At 34.9% G+C, this 19,947-nt stretch carries 20 protein-coding genes; 12 read left to right on the top strand and 8 right to left on the bottom strand.

All coding sequences use genetic code 11. The features are described 5' to 3' along the window. Positions 1-28 precede the first annotated feature (28 nt). The 3 genes from PGC35_RS16095 (at position 29) to PGC35_RS16085 (ending at position 3,227) form a co-directional block, all read left to right on the top strand. Positions 29-874 carry a class II fructose-bisphosphate aldolase gene (locus PGC35_RS16095; RefSeq protein WP_375219903.1) on the top strand — a complete coding sequence of 282 codons (846 nt, stop codon included), beginning with the start codon at positions 29-31 and terminating at the stop codon, positions 872-874. Positions 875-912: 38 nt separating this feature from the next. Then, the gene (locus PGC35_RS16090) at positions 913-2,235 is read left to right on the top strand and encodes a gluconate:H+ symporter (RefSeq protein WP_375219902.1); all 1,323 of its coding nucleotides are present in this window, start codon (positions 913-915) and stop codon (positions 2,233-2,235) included. Between the two features lie 113 nt (positions 2,236-2,348). After that, positions 2,349-3,227 carry a DMT family transporter gene (locus tag PGC35_RS16085; RefSeq protein ID WP_375219901.1) on the top strand — a complete coding sequence of 293 codons (879 nt, stop codon included), beginning with the start codon at positions 2,349-2,351 and terminating at the stop codon, positions 3,225-3,227. A 668-nt stretch (positions 3,228-3,895) separates the two neighbouring features. On the opposite strand, the gene PGC35_RS16080 is transcribed toward PGC35_RS16085, so the two are convergent. After that, on the bottom strand, positions 3,896-4,375 hold the full coding sequence (locus PGC35_RS16080; protein WP_056832538.1) for a GyrI-like domain-containing protein: 480 nt from the start codon (positions 4,373-4,375) through the stop codon (positions 3,896-3,898). Positions 4,376-4,809: 434 nt separating this feature from the next. Between PGC35_RS16080 and PGC35_RS16075 the strand changes: the two genes are divergently transcribed. Beyond that, the gene (locus PGC35_RS16075) at positions 4,810-5,151 is read left to right on the top strand and encodes a DUF378 domain-containing protein (RefSeq protein WP_375219900.1); all 342 of its coding nucleotides are present in this window, start codon (positions 4,810-4,812) and stop codon (positions 5,149-5,151) included. Between the two features lie 287 nt (positions 5,152-5,438). Here PGC35_RS16075 and PGC35_RS16070 read toward each other — a convergent pair whose 3' ends face one another. Genes PGC35_RS16070 through PGC35_RS16060 form a run of 3 tightly spaced genes read right to left on the bottom strand, consistent with a single transcriptional unit; the run spans position 5,439 to position 8,525 of the window. Beyond that, positions 5,439-7,010 (bottom strand): YndJ family protein, encoded by a 1,572-nt coding sequence (locus tag PGC35_RS16070; protein WP_375219899.1) that lies wholly within the window; start codon positions 7,008-7,010, stop codon positions 5,439-5,441. Continuing rightward, positions 7,000-7,611: a DUF4166 domain-containing protein gene (locus PGC35_RS16065; RefSeq protein WP_375219898.1), complete on the bottom strand. Its 612-nt coding sequence runs from the start codon at positions 7,609-7,611 to the stop codon at positions 7,000-7,002. Before PGC35_RS16065 ends, PGC35_RS16070 begins: the two co-directional genes overlap by 11 nt. Before the next feature lie 11 nt (positions 7,612-7,622). Continuing rightward, positions 7,623-8,525, bottom strand: coding sequence for a DoxX-like family protein (locus PGC35_RS16060; protein WP_375219897.1), 903 nt, complete (start codon positions 8,523-8,525; stop codon positions 7,623-7,625). Between the two features lie 86 nt (positions 8,526-8,611). Here PGC35_RS16060 and PGC35_RS16055 point away from each other — a divergent pair, with 86 nt between their 5' ends. Genes PGC35_RS16055 through PGC35_RS16045 form a run of 3 tightly spaced genes read left to right on the top strand, consistent with a single transcriptional unit; the run spans position 8,612 to position 10,395 of the window. Beyond that, the gene (locus PGC35_RS16055; RefSeq protein ID WP_375219896.1) at positions 8,612-9,046 is read left to right on the top strand and encodes an NUDIX hydrolase; all 435 of its coding nucleotides are present in this window, start codon (positions 8,612-8,614) and stop codon (positions 9,044-9,046) included. 39 nt (positions 9,047-9,085) lie between these two features. Next, positions 9,086-9,559: an 8-oxo-dGTP diphosphatase gene (locus PGC35_RS16050; protein WP_375219895.1), complete on the top strand. Its 474-nt coding sequence runs from the start codon at positions 9,086-9,088 to the stop codon at positions 9,557-9,559. 35 nt (positions 9,560-9,594) lie between these two features. Beyond that, positions 9,595-10,395 carry a class I SAM-dependent methyltransferase gene (locus tag PGC35_RS16045; RefSeq protein ID WP_375219894.1) on the top strand — a complete coding sequence of 267 codons (801 nt, stop codon included), beginning with the start codon at positions 9,595-9,597 and terminating at the stop codon, positions 10,393-10,395. A gap of 10 nt (positions 10,396-10,405) precedes the next feature. Here PGC35_RS16045 and PGC35_RS16040 read toward each other — a convergent pair whose 3' ends face one another. From PGC35_RS16040 to PGC35_RS16030, 3 genes are all read right to left on the bottom strand, one after another. Next, positions 10,406-10,957 (bottom strand): MFS transporter, encoded by a 552-nt coding sequence (locus PGC35_RS16040; protein ID WP_375219893.1) that lies wholly within the window; start codon positions 10,955-10,957, stop codon positions 10,406-10,408. Beyond that, positions 10,954-12,384 carry an FAD-binding protein gene (locus tag PGC35_RS16035; protein WP_375219970.1) on the bottom strand — a complete coding sequence of 477 codons (1,431 nt, stop codon included), beginning with the start codon at positions 12,382-12,384 and terminating at the stop codon, positions 10,954-10,956. The genes PGC35_RS16040 and PGC35_RS16035 overlap by 4 nt, the downstream gene beginning before the upstream one ends. 112 nt (positions 12,385-12,496) lie before the next feature. Next, on the bottom strand, positions 12,497-13,273 hold the full coding sequence (locus PGC35_RS16030; RefSeq protein WP_375219892.1) for an enoyl-CoA hydratase-related protein: 777 nt from the start codon (positions 13,271-13,273) through the stop codon (positions 12,497-12,499). Positions 13,274-13,431: 158 nt separating this feature from the next. Between PGC35_RS16030 and PGC35_RS16025 the strand changes: the two genes are divergently transcribed. Together PGC35_RS16025 and PGC35_RS16020 are read left to right on the top strand one after the other, a co-directional pair. Continuing rightward, positions 13,432-14,661 (top strand): EAL and HDOD domain-containing protein, encoded by a 1,230-nt coding sequence (locus PGC35_RS16025; RefSeq protein ID WP_375219891.1) that lies wholly within the window; start codon positions 13,432-13,434, stop codon positions 14,659-14,661. Positions 14,662-14,811: 150 nt separating this feature from the next. Further along, a complete protein-coding gene (locus PGC35_RS16020) occupies positions 14,812-15,177 on the top strand; it encodes a YhjD family protein (RefSeq protein ID WP_053588402.1) in 366 nt (121 codons plus the stop codon). A 3-nt stretch (positions 15,178-15,180) separates the two neighbouring features. Here the strand turns inward: PGC35_RS16020 and PGC35_RS16015 are convergent, their stop codons facing one another. Next, complete coding sequence (locus tag PGC35_RS16015) at positions 15,181-15,714, bottom strand: competence protein ComK (RefSeq protein WP_375219890.1); 534 nt, start codon at positions 15,712-15,714, stop codon at positions 15,181-15,183. A 180-nt stretch (positions 15,715-15,894) separates the two neighbouring features. Here PGC35_RS16015 and PGC35_RS16010 point away from each other — a divergent pair, with 180 nt between their 5' ends. From PGC35_RS16010 to uvrB, 3 genes are all read left to right on the top strand, one after another. Next, positions 15,895-16,131 (top strand): IDEAL domain-containing protein, encoded by a 237-nt coding sequence (locus PGC35_RS16010; protein WP_053588404.1) that lies wholly within the window; start codon positions 15,895-15,897, stop codon positions 16,129-16,131. A 125-nt stretch (positions 16,132-16,256) separates the two neighbouring features. Next, complete coding sequence (locus tag PGC35_RS16005; protein ID WP_375219889.1) at positions 16,257-17,831, top strand: M14 family zinc carboxypeptidase; 1,575 nt, start codon at positions 16,257-16,259, stop codon at positions 17,829-17,831. Between the two features lie 132 nt (positions 17,832-17,963). Beyond that, complete coding sequence (uvrB, locus tag PGC35_RS16000) at positions 17,964-19,946, top strand: excinuclease ABC subunit UvrB (RefSeq protein ID WP_053588406.1); 1,983 nt, start codon at positions 17,964-17,966, stop codon at positions 19,944-19,946. Position 19,947: the final 1 nt, after the last annotated feature.

The following is a 19,947-nucleotide window of genomic DNA, read 5'->3' as shown; positions in this document are numbered from 1 at the left end:
TTCATCTATAAAAAGGGGATATCTAATAATGTTGGTAAATACAAAAAAAATATTAAAGGACGCGCAGCGTGGAAAATACGCTGTCGCTGCATTTAATGTATACAACCTAGAGACGGTTCAAGCTGCAATACATGTAGCAGAACAAGAAAATCAACCAGTTATTATTGCACTAGGAGAACGTTATTTTTCGACTGTAGATGTAGAAGGATTTTCTGCACTTGTCAGAGCAATAGCTGAAAAATCTTCTATTCCAGTTGCGCTACATCTGGATCATGCCTATGAAAAAGAATCCATTATACGTGCAATACGCTGTGGCTTTACTTCTGTCATGTTTGACGGTTCAGCATATGAGATAGATGAAAATGTACGCCGCACAAAAGAAATTGTAGAAATAGCACATATGGCAGGTGTATCAGTAGAGGCAGAAATAGGTTCGTTGGCAAAAGGTGATTTCTCTGATGAAGAAGAGGGAGACGGAACGTTAACGGACCCTAAAGCTGCAAAAGAATTTGTAGATGCAACCGGAGTTGACTTTTTGGCTGCTGCTATTGGAACCGTACATGGTATGTATAAAGGAGAGCCGAAAATCGATCTTCCCCTTTTAGAGAGAATACAACAGGCTGTCGAAGTTCCTCTAGTATTACATGGTGGCTCAGGGACTCCAAATGAAGTTATTAAGGAAGCAATCCAACTTGGTATTTGCAAAGTCAACGTGAATACAGAAGTTTCTATGGCTGCTGTTTCATTACTTAAAGACTATTTTGATACGCAACATATTGCTCACCTTTCCACTGTTATGGCAGATATGCAAAAAGCGATGGAATCTGTCATGACTAAATTCGTTCAAGTATTTGCAAATAAAGAAATTAGTTAAAACAGATACAAAATTCCTAAACGAAAAGAGGATTAAAAATGCCGATAGTATCTATATGTATAGGGGTAGCCCTATTACTTCTATTAATGATTGTTTTTAAATTAAATGCTTTTATCTCGTTAATTCTAGTAGCTCTTGTAGTGGGTATTTTAGAAGGAATGTCGCCACTTGATGCAATGACATCTGTTCAAGGTGGATTAGGTGGTACGCTTGGTAGTTTGACGATGATCATCATTTTTGGAGCAATCCTTGGTAAATTGATGACAGATTCAGGTGGAGCGCAACGTATTGCAACAACACTTATAAAATCTTTTGGGAAAAAGAGAGTTCAATTAGCAGCTGTTCTAACAGCTTCTGTAGTTGGGATTGCCTTGTTTTTCGAAACAGGGGTAGTAGTATTAATTCCTTTAGTATTTACCATTGCAACTGCAGCAGGAGTTCCAGTGTTATACATTGGTATGCCTGTAATAGCTGCCCTCATCACGATGCATGGATTTGTACCTCCTCATCCTGGACCAACAGCTGTTGCTAGTGTATTCGATGCAAATATCGGGAAAACCTTATTGTATGGTATCGTAATTGCTATTCCTGCAATTATTATTGCTGGACCACTATATACGAAACTGTTTAAGAAAGATTTCTTAGAAGTTGACATACCAAAGGGATTATTTAATCCAAAGGAATTTACGGAAGATGAAATGCCTGGTTTTGTAACAAGTCTTTTAACATCACTTATGCCGGTAATTTTAATCGCTTCTCAAGTAATTGTTGAAATTGTAGCTCCAGATTCAGCAGTTATGCCTTTCTTTGATTTCATTGGTAATGCAAATGTAGCTTTATTGCTTTCTATCATTCTTGCATTCTTTACTTTCGGTCTAAACCGAGGTAAATCAATGAAAGATGTAATGAATTCTGTTGGTGAGGCTGTGAATGGAATTGCAATGATTCTATTAATTATCGCTGCTGGTGGTGCTTTTAAACAAGTACTGATTGATAGTCATATCGACCAATACATTGCAGATATCATGGCGGATTCAACTCTTTCTCCATTACTTTTAACTTGGTTAATAGCAGCAATTTTACGTGTAGCAGTTGGTTCCGCTACAGTTGCTGGTATGACAGCAGCAGGTATCGCAGCACCTTTAGTAGGAATGACTGGTGTAAGCCCTGAGTTAATGGTATTAGCTGCCGGTGCAGGAAGTGTTACATTCTCTCATGTTAATGATGCTGGATTCTGGATATACAAAGAATACTTTAATTTATCAATCGGTAAAACAATTAAAACATGGTCTGTCATGGTTACAATTATTTCATTAGTTGGACTTGCCGGTGTTTTAGTTATTAATGCGATTATTTCATAAGAAATTGAAAAGCGTATCTTTTTACAAATGGAAATTTTGTAGAAAGATACGCTTTTTTTTGTATAAATATACGATATACTATCAATATTGACAAAAAAGGTAGGCGAATTTATATGCAAAGGTATTTAGGTGAAATATTGCTAGTGATTACAGCAATTATTTGGGGAAGTGGATTTGTTGCGAGTGCTGTTTCATTAGAATATTACACACCTTATCAAATTTTAGCAGGAAGGTTTATGATTGGTGCTATTTTATTAACTATTCTCTTTCACAAAAAGTTAAAGAAACTAAATAAAAGCTCACTAATTAAAGGAGCAATATTGGGGGTATTTCTGTACCTGGCATTTGCTCTTCAAACGGTAGGACTTCAATATACAACTCCATCTAAAAATGCATTTTTAACTGCAGTAAATGTTGTGTTTGTACCCTTCATAGGATTTCTCTTTTATAAGAGAAAAATCGATATGTTTGAAATGATTGGCGCAGTTATGGCCGTAATTGGGGTGGCGGTACTGTCTCTTAAAATATCAACGGAGATTAACATAGGAGATTTGCTCACTTTATGCTGTGCAGTCGGATTTGCATTTCATATCTTTTATACTGCTCGATTTGTAAAAACAGAAGATCCAGTTGTTATCACGATTGTACAAATGATGGTAGCTGCTCTCATTGGATGGATTGTTGTAATCTTTAGAGGAGAAATTTCATTTTCTTTGGAAACTGAAGGAGTTATGAATCTTCTATACCTTGGTGTTTTTTCTACAACAATCGCTTACTTAATGCAAACAGTTGCACAGAAATACATATCAGAAACAAAGGCTGCCATAATACTATCTACAGAGTCTTTTTGGGGCATGGTATTTTCAGTAATTATTTTAAGTGAAGTAATGACCCTAAAAATGATTATTGGAGCTATTCTCATTCTTCTAGCTATTATCATATCTGAAACAAAATTTAGCTTTCTAAAAAAGAAAGTGGAAGAATTGACTTAAAATAAGCAAAAACAGATTTTTGGCATCGTTTTCTATTATCTCAAGATTATTCTTTGATAATTTAGAGAATAATTATGTAGCATTTTATTGTTTTGGAGAAGCGTTCGCTCGACTCCTGTGGGAAAAGCGAGACAGACGATACCCAACAGGAGAGTAGCGAGGGCAATTCCGTTCCAGGCGGACGCATTCCGCCGGCATGGCTTCAGCCGCTTCCCTCACTACGCTCAGTCCAGGGTCTTCAGCTCATGCATCTGCCGCTTCGCTTTCGATGCAGAAAACATTTGCTATTCCGGCTGGAGTCGCCGCCTTCCACTCCAATCAACTATTATCCACTTATTAATCAAAAAAAGGTCATGCCATTAATAGAGCAACTTTTTATCACTTAAGTTTTTTCAATTAGTATTAAAAAATCGTTGAAAAAGGCGACACTCCTGCGGGAATAGCGTTAGCCGAAGACCCCGCAGCGCAGCGAGGAGGCTAAGGCAACGCCCGAGGAAAGGGAGCCGTTTCAACGATTTTCTTATTTATCGGAAGACATTATTGGCCCAAGCGGCTACGTCTGTCGCCCGCGGAAAGGGAGCGATTAGCTTTGAAAAACTTGATCGATCCTATATAAAAATAAATTCGAGTTTGACTACAGTATCATTTATAGACGCTTTTGTTCTTTCTTATTTAACTGGAACCCAAATTTCATTGTATGTTTCTGTTTTATAGATATTTGTATCCAAATAAACTTCAAATGGTTTTATGGAAGACAGTTCATATGGATTGGATGGAAACCATTCCGAAAATATTCGTTCCCATGTATTTGCGATTGCAGATGGAAAAGGTCCTTGAACTTCAAAAACAACCCATTTTGAGGCAGGGAAGTCAATCCGCTGAAAGTCAGTTGAATTAGTACCATCATATTCTGCTGCAACATAATAATTCATCCTATTTTTCTCTCTACTTACCTCAGCCCAGATGCCTAATAACCCATTTATGTCTCCACTTTTTAAATCTAATAATTGATTTAGCGTTCCATCCTGTTGAATCTCATTCCAAAATGTTTGAAACGCTTCTATTCCACCGTTTTCTACATCGTACGGAAATTCTCTATTAACTCCAATAACTTGGAAAGCCTCTCTCTCCACAAGACGATATTGCATTGGTTTAGCTCCTCCTTTAATTTAATTTCTCCCGTTAAATCTTCTTCATACAAATTATATTTCAACATTGCTACTCATTCAATGAATAAAAGGGGAATGAACAACAATTGAAGAATTAACATGAAGAGAGAGACATAATTAGACTCTAAAAAAGCTAAGAAAGGCGAATGTGCATGATTCACATTGTAAATGGGGATGTAGTAATTAATTGATTGGTGGATTTGGCGGTGTTCATCTTTATAAGATAGATAAATAAAAAGAAACATTAAATCGATTTCTAACATGTTGGAAATCGTTTTTTTTCTTTTTTTTAAACAAATTTATATTGTTTTGTATTAATGCTTGTTAATAGTGAAAGATAAGAAAGAATCTTAGCTATAAACGATCATTTATCGTGGCTAACATTCATTTAAATTTTGAGGAGGTGTGAATCTGTGAAAACAATTCATCGAATTGCTTTAGTGCTCGTAATAATTGGTGCAATTAACTGGGGATTGATCGGATTTTTTGAATACGATTTAGTTGCTTCCATTTTTGGTGGACAAACGGAAGCCATGTCTCGAGTAATTTATGTTCTTGTAGGTATAAGTGGACTAATTTGTATCCCGCTTTTATTTGAAGCACACAAAGAAGTAGGAGCAGAAAGAAGTAGGACTTCAGGCTATAATAATTTAAAGTACGAGACTGAATTTAGTGATGAGGCAGACTTTACAGATATTCGAGAATACAATAAGAATAATTCGGATAACAATAACAGTAACAACAAACAAGTTTAGCTTGTTTCGTTATAGGCATTTCATCATTATTTTGTCTGCTAAAAAACTGACGGCCTATATTGGCTCGTCAGTTTTTTTTTCGCCATGTCAGTACTCCGCATTAATGGACAATTATCGAGTGAGTGACAGTTTTAATTCCGCAATTTATACCAAAAAAGGGCTGGCATAATATACTTCATAACCAGTCCAGTTTGCTGATTAGATCAATTTTGCTATATCGCAAAGATGTTATAATTACTACTGTTCCTTATCATTTTAAAAAGTAATAGAATTAGAGCCCATTCTTTTTAAGATGGGCTCCTTTTGTTTATATTATATTGTATTGTTAAAAAAGGTATGGAACAAATTCGCATGTGATGTTTAGCGGTTAGCTGATGATCTTTTATTTCTTCTATTATAAATTGCTCTTGTAAAGGAAGTCTAAAAACGTTTTGGCGAAACGCTAAGTATATTCCTGCATCTGAATCGTTTGCTCCTTTACTCGTTAATACTAGTTTTTCTCCATTTTGGTTCAATTCTAGTATTCCAATCATCGATGACCAAGGAAGAGGAAGGGCAATATTCATATAATATTTATCATTACGTTGATGAGAAGAGTAGAGTGCGACAAAGATTACTTCTTTACCTATTTTTCGAAGCCATGCTCTCGTATTTTTCCTACCATCTTCTACAGCTATAATTTCGCCAGTCATTTCCATTTGTGTATTAGTATATGGAAGATTTAGCTGTTGAACGTTTCTACTAAAAAATCTATATATAGCGGCAAAGGGCTTAAACCAAGTGTGCCAGTTTACTTCTGAATATAGTCGAAATTGGTTTGTATTTTCATAGAAATCGATTATTGTTGCGGATAGAAAACTCTTTTCTAAGTATATTCCCATATCATCCACAAGACCTTTATAGGGCTCCTTACCTAAATGCTTATATAAAATCTGTTCTCCAATTACATATTTCCCCCGAATACTACTGATAGGGAATTTCGACTTAATCTCTTTGGTTTTTGGGGTAAGTATTGACCAGCCAACAACCCCACATAATGCGAACAAAATAGAATTGAAAAATCCATGAAACTTCAACATAAAATCGATAGTTAGAGCAAAAACTCCAAATACATTACCAACAGCATATAACAAGGAAAAAATAATTGTAATCCCTAATGCTCCGAATGATGTTAGCACCAATGTTTTTTGCAGTTTATTAGGAAAATCTGATTTAATGACTAAAACTATAAGCCCATATATTCCAAAAATATATAGGAGTACTGAAGCTAGTTCTAACCAAGGGGAGAAAGTGATTCCAAGTGCAACGACAATCGGAGAAATTAAAATAACGCTACAAATAATATTGTAAGTTTTTCTTTTAGATAAACGACCAAGAAAACCTACGAAAATAGGTAGCAAGAAGGAAGAATAGTGAAAGTGAATTGCTGTCAGCCACGTTAAAATAGGAGAGAATCCCGTATCAATTTCTGCGACAGAAGCAAAAAACCACATTCCACCAATGAATAAATACATCATTCCTGCATCGATTGAAAATTCTTCTAAATGGTCAAATCCACGTTGAATAAATCGGTGGAGCCCATATATAGCAACGACTAAAGAAAATAATAAATAGATACCTGCAAGAAGTATGTCCCATTCAGTAGTAGTCGTTGTTTGTAGGATGAAAATAGATGCAAAGGCTGGTATTGCAAAATAATAATACAGTCTATTTTCTTTTTTCAATATTAATTGTAGAATGATTGGTACAAATATTAGTTGTGCAACGGTTAACATTAAAAAATACCAAGGAGTTACATTGAAAATGACTACTACTAAAAATCCAATGGTATGTAAAAGAGCAATTCGCTTAAAAGTCATTTGTTTGAAATTCTCCTTCATATTCAAATAAAGTGCCGATTAACGGGTTTTTTATAATGACATGTATAGAATAAACGTCTTTTTCTTCTATATAATATTCAGTTACATGGACCACACCTTGAAAAATTCTTGGCAGTGGTACTTCTATATTCCCTATAACAATTCGCTGTTCTCGTGATTCAATAAGCATCCGTCCCTCTTCAGTAACAAAGAAAACCAGATCGGAGTAAAATATGCTTGGTTCTCCTAAGTAATCTTTTACGCTATTACTGGCAGGATCTAGGCTCATAAGCGCATTAAAATATCTTTTTTTATTTTTGAAATAAAAAATTCTCTCCCAGTGTACCTGATTCTCTTTGTTCGGTCCGATTAAACTTGTATTTACAATAGTAAAAGGAATATCCGATCCATGTTCGGGGAATAAAAACTTCCATCTTGTCGCTAATAAGAAAAATGGGTACATCCATTTTGGTCCACGGCTGATTTTTTTCATAACACCAGTTGCTTTAAACTTTTTACCAACAGGTAGCTTATATCGTTTTTGAAGCATTGGATGAAGTTTATTAAATTGATCGCCAAGTATGTGTTTATAGATAGTCATTCAAATGCTCCTTATCTAACTCGTTTGCAACTTTTAGCTGACGGTATATCTTTGCTTATGAAAAATCCAACTAAGGAAAGAATAAATAATGACATGTTAAAAGTTAACGGGTTGAATGGATGACTTAAATTAGTTGGATTTGCGAGAATTGCTGAGAACGTTAACAGAGGAAATAAGATTAACTGTAACCCTAGTAATTTTCTTTTATTTTTGTAGAGTAACCAAGTAAGACCGAAAACAACTTCCAATAACCCCACTGATGAGACGATAAAAGAGGCAGAGATTGTTGTAAAAGAAAGTAGGCTACTTGTCATCAAGATTTCATCCGGGTGCATGTATATTAGCTTTGGTACTAAACCTTGATATAGCCATATAAAGGAGAACAAAAATGTAATCATCCAATGGCTAAAAAAATGTTTGTATTGTGAGGATGGAGACTCTCCTTTTTCAAGCCATCTTTTTAATACATCGAAACTCAGTGCAGTTGCCCATCCGATTAGGGGCCGGAAAATTAGAAAATCAAAATAGCGGCCGAAGATGCCAAAATTCGTTTTATAATCGTATTGTGTAAGAAATCGAATAGAATCTTGTTCCGGAGCATACTTCCAGTAACCTTTTCCCTCTCGAATAATAGAAATTGCTTGATCCGTTCCAAAGTGTAAGGAGGATGTACGTGATTCATCTCTTGCATGAAAAGTGCCAACACTTTTTCCCCATCCAGCAATGTACAAACCAAATCCAATATTTGTTTTATAGTTGAAATGTTGAGGCTCACTTTCTTCTTTTGGTAAATAGGTGATAGAGGTAAATCGCAAATCCCATTGCTCGTGTAGCTCAGGTTTCTGTGTAGCATTCCATAACTTTTCCATCTCTGAATTAATAGGTATTTCAACATAAATTGGTTTACTCTTCATTTCATTCACCTCCCATAAAGCTTATCATAAGATAAAGGACTTTTCGCTAGTATTGAAGAATAGATATGAAAGTTGGAGGGATAATTTTGAAACGTGTAGATGTAGCTTCAGCCTTAATCCATGATGAGAATGGGTACATATTATTAGTGAAGAATAGGAAAGGTGACTCGTTTTATTGGGGGCTTCCAGGAGGGGCAGTAGAAGAAAATGAAACACTCGAGAAAGCGGTTATCCGTGAGGTAAGGGAGGAAACGGGTTATAAGATAAAAATTACTGGTTTAAATTCCATCCGAGAAGTGTTGTTTTCGGATAGAGGTCATCACGCGTTGATCATTACTTTTAATGCAAAAATTATCGATGGTCAAATAAATATCAACGACCCGGATAATGACATTGTTGAAGCAAGATGGGTAGATTATGCAACTGCAAAAGAACTAATGCCATTTTTATTTGAAAGCTTAAGAATTGATTCAAATGATAATAAGTCACTTGCATTTTACGAATTTGAAGGAGTTCGATAATAAAAAGATGAAGAGCAAAAGGGATTAATGGGGGTAAAAATGAATCAAACTATTAACTATAAATTTTGGACTGTTTGTATGATACAAGATAACGATAAAGTGCTCCTTCTAGATAGACAGCATGATTATTTTAAAGGTTTTATTCCTCCTGGTGGTAAAGTAGATTTTCCAGAGAGTTTTGTGGAATCAGCAATTAGAGAGGTAAAAGAGGAAACCGGCTTAGAAGTTAGCAATCTTATTTTTAAAGGTATTTATGAATATGTAAATCCAGAAAAAAACGATCGATATATTATTTTTAATTACTTAACGAAAGAATTTAAAGGAGATTTATTAAATGAATCGCCTGAAGGAATACCGATTTGGGTACCTATCAAAGAAATGGATTCGCTTCCAATACAGAAATCGATTCGCAGAAGGATTCCTCTGTTTTTTAAAGAAGGGACATTTGAAATTCAGGTGACTTGGGATAATGAAAAGAATGATGAAGGAGAAGTAGTGATTAGAGAAACTTGATCTTTTTTAAAAAATAGAATCTTGGAGGCGAATGGATGGAGCAAAAAATAGTTAGTCACAAAAATCAAGAGGGGTGGAACCAATCTGCTTATCAAGCATGGACGAATCGCCACGGATCACCTAAAGAATTTGCAAAGAGGCTAAGGGGAAATCCAACTAGTGCTGTTTCCCACTATTTAAATTTCATGGGGAATGTAAAAGGTAAAAGGATTGCCAATTTTTTAGGATCAAAAGGAAATAAAGCAGTTTCTTTTGCGTTGTTAGGAGCCGAGGTTTTAGTAGTAGATATTTCCGAAGATAATAAGAAATATGCGATAGAATTAGCAGAAGAGGCAAAAGTAAAGATAAAGTACATAGTTTCGGATATTCTAGAAGTTCCCGATGAGGCGGAACTAAATGAGTTTGACTTTGTTCTGTTAGAATTAGGGGTACTTCATTACTTTGTGGATTTATCCCCATTATTTAAAGTGGTTTTCGATTCACTTAAGCAAGGTGGACAATTTATTTTAAGGGATTATCATCCTTTCGTTTCTAAACTAGTGCATGTAGAAGAAGGAGAGATACTTGCAAGTGGCGATTATTTTAGTAAGGAAGTAGTGGAAGAAGATGTAGCCTATAGTATTTTACTTACTGAAGAAGAACGTACTTCTTTAAAAAAAGTTAATATTCGAAGATGGACTTTAGGGGAAATTGTCACTTCTATTTCGAAAGCAGGTCTTAACATCAGCTATCTAGAGGAAGAACCTGGAGTTAGTTGGGTATTTCCATCTGGTTCACCAGAAGGAATAGAAAACAAAATGCCTGGATTATATACGTTAATAGCTAAGAAAGGATGAAAGTATTTTTTCATCCTTCTTTTATTTTTAGATTATCTATTTTCATTATATAAAACCCACTCCACGCAAATACTATAGATGCGAGGTAAAAAATACTTCCAATAGTAAGAAAGTCAACTAAATATCCTGTCACAATAACCGCAAAAGCTGCACCAACCGAAGTCCAAATGTGGTAGAGACCAATTTCCTTACCAGCAGTCTCCTTCTTAACCGTACGTGCTAGTACTGTTTTTTCACTGTTTTTCTGTATAGCACCTAATAAACCCATTACAATTTGAAGTATATATACATGCCAAATTTCATAAGCAAGCGGAATAATGAGTAATAGGAGTGCCATTCCCCATGAATAAATGACTAAGAGAGATTGGTCTCCTGTCCTGTCTGCAAATTTACCGATAACTGAATAGCTCAATGCAGCCGTAAGAGCAAATAACCCGTATGCCCAACCAAACTGTGAATAACTTTTTCCAACATTTTTTAATAGCAGCACGTAAAATGGAAATATCATACTTGCAGACATACCTATTACGCCTTGATAGATTATAAATCTTCTGTATTTCATTTATAATACTCCTCATAGAAAAGATTCAGAAATCGTTTTTCAGGATCATATTTTTCTTTCAGTTCAAAAAATTCTTTCGCTCTCGGGTAGGCTATTTCTAATTGTGATTTTGTAGGGAAGTTATAGTATGGAAGATAATAGGTTCCGTCGTGTTCTAATGTAATATCAATCATTTTCTGTATGACCTTATCCACTTCTTCGATACTTTCTTCGTTCGTCTCTTGATTGATAAGTAATACAAGTGCAAACATATCTTCTTTTGCATAAGACATGATTGCCTCATCATTTTGCTTCACATATCGTATAGTGATATTCAGTAAGTTGATATTCTTTTCCTTTTGAAGCATTTCTCTTAAGTCATCAATATAGGAAGTGAATTCATCTAACGGTACAAAATATTCTTGTAGTAATTCCGTTTTACTAGCACTGTCATATTCCATAAAAGTCGATTCCGAACGCATGACATTATTTCTTGAAATATAGGAACCATCAATTCGATTATTATATTCTTTTTGAGTCTTCCAAAACATATTTTTTCCATGCGTATTTATCCGAGAGAGACCAAGAAGTAACTTTGGAATCGCAATGATTCTCTCGCGTTTTAAGGTAGTATGATTGCTTAATAGTGATTGGTCTTCGGCTAAGTAATAATTAGTTACATACATTTCTGATAAAAAGCTATCAGGTGCAACTGAAATTCTCGCCAAATGCATTTTTACTGAATCACCTTTAACATGGGTTGTAAAATAAGTACTGTATTCATCATAGGTTAGTGATTTTGATTGAACTTTATAGAGTTTATCATCCGTCAATTGCAAAGTTACATCTAGAATTACACCGAATAATCCATATCCACCATTCACTAACTGGAACAGTTCTGTATTTTCTTCTCGACTTACTTGTATGATTTTTCCTTGTGAAGTGAGTAATCTAAACGATTCTACTGTTTCAATTAAAGAAGTATATTGAATGTCACGACCGTGGACATTTACACTTAATGAACCGCCGACAGTGAAAATATTTTGAGATTGGCTTACCTTTAATGCAAGCCCATAAGGGTTAATATAGGATTGGATATCCGCCCATGTTACCCCGCTTTGTACAGTGATGAGTTTATTCTTTGTATCTAAGTCAAGAATTTTATTATAGCTTTTCATATCGAGTAGGATACCATCGGGATAAAGCGTTTGCCCGCCTTGACTATGTTGCATTCCTGCTATGGATATTGGAATATCTTTTTCATTTGCTTCTTCTATAATATTAACAATATTTTCTTCCCTATCACTTGATTTTATTGCCTTCATTTTGACAGGTAATAGACGTCCGTGATCTTTCACGACTGGTTCGGCAAGCTTTGCTTGAAAAAGTATGAGGGAACAAACAAGTAACAAAATATAAAAAATTACGAAATATTGTCTCTTATAAATTTTTCTCTCCTCCTATATCAAGTGAAACCGAGCTATACATTTTTATATGGTTTGGAATTGCCACATAAAAAGGAGAGAAAAACCAAGATGATTGGCATTTCTCTCAACTGTATTACTTTCCTTTAAAAATAGGTTTTCGTTTTTCACTGAATGCGTTTAATGCTTCTATTCTATCTTCTGTTGGAATGGTAATTTCGTAAGCTTTGCGTTCGATACTTAATCCAGTATGTAAATCGACATTCATGCCGTGTTTGATAGCAAATTTGGCTTGTTGTAGCGCAATTGGGCCATTTACGAGCATTAGTGTTGCGAAGCTTTCGGCTTCTGCGATTAATGTTTCACGTGAAGTAACTTTAGTTACTAAGCCGTATGCTAATGCTTCTTCTGCTCTTAATCTTTTTGCTGTAAGGATAAGTTCCAATGCTTTCGCTTCTCCAATAAGACGTGGTAGACGTTGTGTACCACCTGCGCCAGGAATAATGGCTAAGCTTGTTTCCGTTAATCCTAGTTGAATGTCATTCGCTGCTATCCGGAAATCACATGCAAGAGCAAGCTCTGTTCCACCCCCAAAAGCATAGCCGTTTAGCATTGCGATGGTAGGTTGTGGAAGATTTTCAATTGCTGAAAAAACTTCTCCAATTTTTAATATATTTCGTTTTACTTGTTGGTCAGTCAATGTTTTTCGTTCTTTTAAATCCGCCCCAACACTAAAAGATTTCTCCCCAGCACCTGTAAAAATCACTACACGCACATCTGGATTTATACGAATAGTTTCAGTGATTTCTCCAAGCTCTTGAAGCATATCGTAATTAAATGCATTCAGAGCATCTGGTCTATTAAGTGTCACATAAGCTATATTTCCATGTTCTTCATAATGAATAGATTCCATTTTTTTCTCCCCTTAAAATAATTTTTTCTCCCATACAAAACATATCATTTTACTATTGGTCTGTCATCTTTAGGAGATAGTTTCAAATATAGGTCGATTTTCCTTTTTTGATTTGATACAATTATGTTATTGAAATTCGAAAGATTTGAGGAATTTACATGGACATTTTTGTTGCAAGACAACCGATTTTTAATAAAAATGAACATATTTTCGCATATGAATTGTTGTATCGTAATGGTCATGATAATTCCTTTCCACTAATAGATGGAGAAACAGCTACTTTAGAAGTACTAGTTCACTCCTTTTTGACGATTGGTATTAATGAACTAGCTGGAGAAAAACTATGTTTTATTAATTTCACTGAAAACCTACTAGTAAAGGATATGTTCGCAAAATTTCCAGAGAATAGAATAGTAGTAGAAATTCTAGAGGATATACCAATAACCTCTGCTTTACTTCAAAAAATTAAAGAGATTAAGTCTTTGGGCTTTTTAATTGCATTAGATGATTTTGTTCTCCAAAAAAATATAACGGTATATGATGAGTTATTTTCACTCGTTAATTTCATTAAAGTTGATTTTCTTTCAAGCACCGTGGTGGAAAGACAAGCAATCGAACGAATTGTAAAAAAGAATTATCCACATATTGTACTGCTTGCTGAAAAAGTTGAGACCCGCGAACAGTTTTATGAAGCAAAAGCTGCTGGTTATGGGCTATTTCAAGGTTATTTCTTTGCTAAGCCTGAAATTATTAAAGGTACGGAAATTCCAGCCAATTTGGTACAGTACTTTCGGATTATTAGTCTTCTACGTGACAAATCTTCTTCTATTGAAGAGGTAGCAGAAGAAATTGAACGAGATGTCTCACTTTCGTTTAAAGTATTGAAGTTGATCAATTCCCCTGCAGTACGATTAAAATCTAAGATTCGTTCGATAAAGCAAGGTGTAGTTATGCTTGGCTTGGAGGAATTAAATCATTGGTTATATGTTCTTTTACTTCATGAATCTAAAGCGAATCATTCGGGTGACGGAATGGCTTTAATCGAGGCTTCCTTATTCCGTGCGAAGTTTTGTGAGTTACTTGCAAAAACTAAAGTCAAACAAAATGCGTCAGAGTATTTTTTAGTTGGCATGTTCTCTTTAATCGATACTTTACTTCATCAATCGATGAACCAATTACTTCAGGATTTACCGCTTTCTGATGAAGTAGCGGCAACACTTTCAGGTAACCTCACTGAAATGACTCCATATTTAGAGGTGGCAATTGCCTGTGATGAGGTTCGATGGGATGATATGTTAGAGGGTGCAACGATTCTAAATATCGATCACGATACTTTGAATGACATCTATATAGAAGCTCGTCGTTGGGCTGCTGAAATATTAAATTAACTACCATTCCTAGAGAATGGTAGTTTTTTTTTAGCAAATGTATTTTATTCATTAAATTGGAAAAAATATTTTTTGTAGATTATTGCATTTTATATTAAAAGTTGTACAATAATATAAGAACAAATGTTCTTATAAGAAGGAGGATATGATATGCCACTAATACCGGATGAATCGTTGCCATACTTAGAAAACATGATCTATCTTCCGATGGTTTTAACCATTTTGGAAAAGGATCGAACCATTTTTGAAAAAGGCCCTTTTAAGCTAAAACGACCTTATATATCTATGGTGGAGAAAGCCGTAAAGCAAGCCCAAAAAGAATTAAAAGAGACACATATTTATATGAAACGACATAGTATGAAAGTTCTTCGTGGTGAAGGTGATGATATGTTCACGGAGTATGTATTTTTTCATGGTGGTTATGAAGAACATCGTAGGTACTTAAACGTTCGCCTTCGAAATAGAGTAGAAGAACTCATTTCTATTTATTTTGAGCTTGTAGAAAAATCTTGTTGAACTTTAAAATTTATTAGAAGAAGATTGGTTTCTGGTCGATAAAAATCCCTCATATGAGAGGTGACTCATTCTTTTTAAAAAATGTGTATTTAGCAAATTGGCGAAACCGAATTGTTTGCTTAAAGTATTTGCCGACGTTTCAACAGTAATTGTTTGCCCATTTGTTAATAAAACCTTACACACCCCTTTACTTGCATGGAAACCATCAATCGCTTTAAGTGAAAACCAAACATTTAAATCTGATTTTGGTGAAAGTAAAGGTATTAATATACATGGATTTCCATAGTCATGTGCGATAATTATAGGAAGTTTAAGGTAATTTCCGAGTGTTTCTCTGGAAAGGTTTTTTGCTTGTTGAAATGAAGAGCCATAGTAGGCACATGATTGCCTTACTATATCGTAAGGCTTTTTGCCTACTAACATAGTTTCCCCTGAAATATTAGTAACTTTTGTATAAACTTTGTTGTTTATTCGGACTGGCTGTAGAACTGCAGTTTCAAATGAAACGAGGAAGGATTTATCTTTTATTATTTTCATCGTATTTTCCACTCCTTAGTAGTTTATACATCAATTATAGTTAAATATGGAAATAAAGCAATCAAATATAACGAATTTTCTAAAACTTTCAATTAATCTTAAAATCATAATTTTCGCAAAATGATTGCATCTCTTCTTTTACTTTTATATAATGGAAAAAAGACATCGGGGTGATCAGAGATGGACAAACAATATTCATACGCAGATTTCTTAAAAGCAATGGGGCAAACAGGAAAAGAAAGTTCTGCAGAAAAATTGTTAAACGAAATTTATCTTGATATGTTTTTGAACATAATTCACCGGGAACAAAGTAGTTATAGATTATTGCAGTTAATTGATGATGCCTTAGACCAAAAAGATAAGCATGCATTCATAGAGTATACGAATGCATTACAACAATTACAAAGTATAAAGTAGACTGAAAGCCGCTTATGCAGAGCGGCTTTCTTTATGTTTAAAATTGTTTTAAAATTCGATTTATTTATGCAAAAAGTTCTTGTAAACTTATTTAGTAAGTAAAGAGATAGAGAGGGGACGGTTAAATGAAGTGTATATGGACGATTTTAATTCTATTCATTTTGTTGCCGGTAGTAGTGCAGGCGGAGGACAGATGGAATATAAAGACGGAAGAAAACTATCAGGTTTACATAGACGCTTCGGTTGATTCACTTAAACTATTAGAAGGAACAGAGGTCAATATATATGAGACAACAGGAATAGTATCCGATTTTTTTGTAATAGATGTAGAGGGTACTGTGGGTTACATATCTATTGAACAAGCTACAAGTATATTTGAGCAGGATGTCAGTAATTTTAAAGTAGTGGAAGAAACTGTTCCATATTATACAAAACAAAAAGGAAATCTTGTACAGCGTGGGACGATTGCAAAAGATATGGTATTAACTCGCACAAAAGCTTTAGAAGGCTATCATGAATTTCAAAATGGTGGGGAATTATTTTATATCCCTGAAGCATCAACCATACCAACTTCTGAAAAGCCCATCGCTCAAAAAAATAAGCAAGTGACCTATCCAATGAGACTATATAATCGCATAGAAGCACCTGTATTTAATGATAAAAATATTCAAATTGGATCATTGGTAGCCGGACAATCTGTAGATTTACTGCATCTTTCCAATTCTAAAGGGGTCATTTCCTTTTTGGGTCAAGAAGCTCAAATAAATATGAAGGATTTTGTACATATCGATTTATTAAAACCAAAAAAAATATTAAGTTATGAAGAAATGACATACTTCCTGCAAGTGATTTCTTTACTCTATCCAGAATTTACGAAACTAGCACCAATCGGGAAATCAGTAGAAGGAAAAATTATTTATGCAATGCGTATTGGAAATGGTAAAAAAGAGGTTTTATTAGATGCCTCCATGCATGCACGTGAACATATGACAACCAATGTGTTAGCAGAAATGATTGATACATATAGCATTCATTACGAAAACAAATCCATCTATGCTGGTTATAACGTACGTAACACACTAGATCAAACATCCATTTGGTTTGTCCCCATGATGAACCCAGATGGAGTGACACTTGTCCAATCAGGCGCGAAATCATTGAAGTATGGATCACTAGCAACAAAAATTAATGGGTCTTCAAATTTTAATCGTTGGAAGGCTAATATTCGAGGAGTAGATTTAAATGATAACTTTTCCTCCAAATGGGAGAAAATAAAGGGAGGAAATAAAAAGCCTGCATATATGGCCTATAAAGGTCCAAGTGCATTTAGCGAACCAGAAGCCAAAGCACTGCGGGAATTTGTAAAAAACCATGCATTTAAAACGTATATATCCTATCATTCATCTGGTCAAATTATGTATTGGTTTAATTATCAAAAACCAGCACAAATGAAAAGAGACAAAACATTAGCAAGTGGTTTATCTAAAATGACAGGCTACAAAGTGATGCCTCCACAATATTTACCGGGATCAGGATCTTCTGCTGATTGGTTTATTCAACAAACCAAAATGCCTGGAATCACATTAGAAATATCACCGTATATAGGAGAGAAGCCAGTGCCGCTTGAAAAATGGGAAGCTATCTGGAGACAAAATAATAAAGTAGGTTTGTATCTAGCCTTAGAGGCATCAAAAAGATGACCGCACAAACCTAGTTAGACCGCTTGTTTTAAGCGGTTTTTCTTATTTGTGAAAAAACATACGTTCGTTTTATTCGTTTTCAAAAAGATAGTATGTTAAACTGAAAATATTCAAGTTATGGGAGGCTATCATATGGATCAAATATTCGATTTGCAAGCTCCGTATAAGCCAGCGGGGGATCAAATAGAAGCAATAAAAAAATTAGTAGAAGGGGTTCAGGAAGGAGATAAACATCAAACGTTACTTGGTGCAACAGGGACAGGAAAGACGTTTACTATTTCAAATGTAATTCAACAGATTAATAAACCAACTTTGGTAATGGCACATAATAAAACCCTTGCCGGACAGCTTTATAGTGAGTTTAAAGAATTCTTTCCTAACAATGCAGTGGAATACTTCGTTAGTTATTATGATTATTTTCAACCTGAGGCGTATGTGCCCCAAACAGATACGTATATTGAAAAAGATTCGAGCATAAACGAAGAAATTGACAAGCTTCGTCACTCGGCAACATCTTCCTTATTCGAAAGAAAAGATGTCATCATTATTGCATCTGTTTCATGTATTTATGGTCTCGGTAATCCTGAAGAATATAAAGAAATGGTCGTATCACTGAGATCAGGAATGGAAATTGAGCGAAATCAGTTGCTTCGAAAGTTAGTTGACATTCAATATGAAAGAAACGATATTAATTTCACGCGAGGTACATTCCGTGTTCGTGGAGATGTAGTAGAAATCTTCCCAGCTTCAAGAGATGAAAGATGTCTAAGAGTAGAGTTTTTTGGAGATGAAATAGACCGAATTCGAGAAGTAGATGCATTAACGGGAGAAATTTTAGCAGAACGAGATCACGTAGCTATATTTCCAGCATCTCACTTCGTTACACGTGAGGAAAAAATGCGTCTTGCCATTGAAAATATTGAAAAAGAATTAGAAGAACAACTTAAACTATTACGTAGTGAAGATAAATTATTAGAGGCACAAAGATTAGAGCAACGCACTAATTACGATTTGGAAATGATGAGAGAAATGGGATTTTGCTCTGGTATTGAAAACTATTCACGACATCTTACATTACGTGAAGCAGGAGCTACCCCTTACACGCTATTAGATTATTTTCCAAAAGATTTTTTACTCGTTGTGGATGAAAGTCATGTTTCATTACCTCAAGTAAGAGGAATGTTTAATGGTGACCAAGCAAGAAAATCGGTGCTTGTTAATTATGGTTTCCGATTACCTTCTGCTTTAGACAACCGTCCTCTTACTTTTAAAGAATTCGAAGATCATGTAAATCAAGCTATATATGTATCTGCAACACCTGGACCATATGAAATTGAACATACCCCTGAAATGGTTGAACAAATTATTCGACCAACCGGACTACTAGATCCAGTCATAACCGTTAAACCAATAGAAGGTCAAATAGATGACTTAATCAATGAGATCCATGAGCGTTCCGCGAAAAATGAACGGGTGTTAATTACTACATTAACAAAGAAAATGTCAGAGGATTTAACAGATTATTTGAAAGAGATAGGGATAAAAGTACAATACCTACACTCAGAAGTGAAAACATTGGAGCGAATTGAAATTATACGTGAGCTTCGTTTAGGGACATATGATGTTTTAATAGGAATAAACTTGCTTCGAGAAGGTCTTGATATTCCCGAAGTATCTCTTGTGGCAATTTTAGATGCTGATAAGGAAGGATTTTTGCGATCCGAACGTTCTTTAATTCAAACGATTGGAAGAGCTGCCCGAAATTCAAATGGTGAAGTAATTATGTACGCGGATAAAATGACAGATTCTATGAAAAAAGCAATCGATGAAACAAAACGCCGTAGAACAATTCAAATGGAATACAATGAAAAACACGGCATTACACCGAAAACGATTGAGAAAAAAGTTCGCGAAGTTATTCGAGCATCTCAAGTTGCCGAAGAAGAGGGAACTTATGCACAAAAGTTAACAAGTGGAAAAGCGTTAACAAAAGAAGAGAAAGAAAAACTATTGGCAAATCTCGAAAAAGAAATGAAGGATGCAGCCAAAGCGCTTAACTTCGAACGTGCCGCAGAATTACGTGATGCAATCCTCGAACTAAAGCTGGAAGGATGAA

The sequence above is a fragment of the Psychrobacillus sp. PGGUH221 genome, assembly GCF_042055255.1.
GTDB lineage: Bacteria > Bacillota > Bacilli > Bacillales_A > Planococcaceae > Psychrobacillus.
This window is presented reverse-complemented; position numbering and strand designations above follow the sequence as displayed.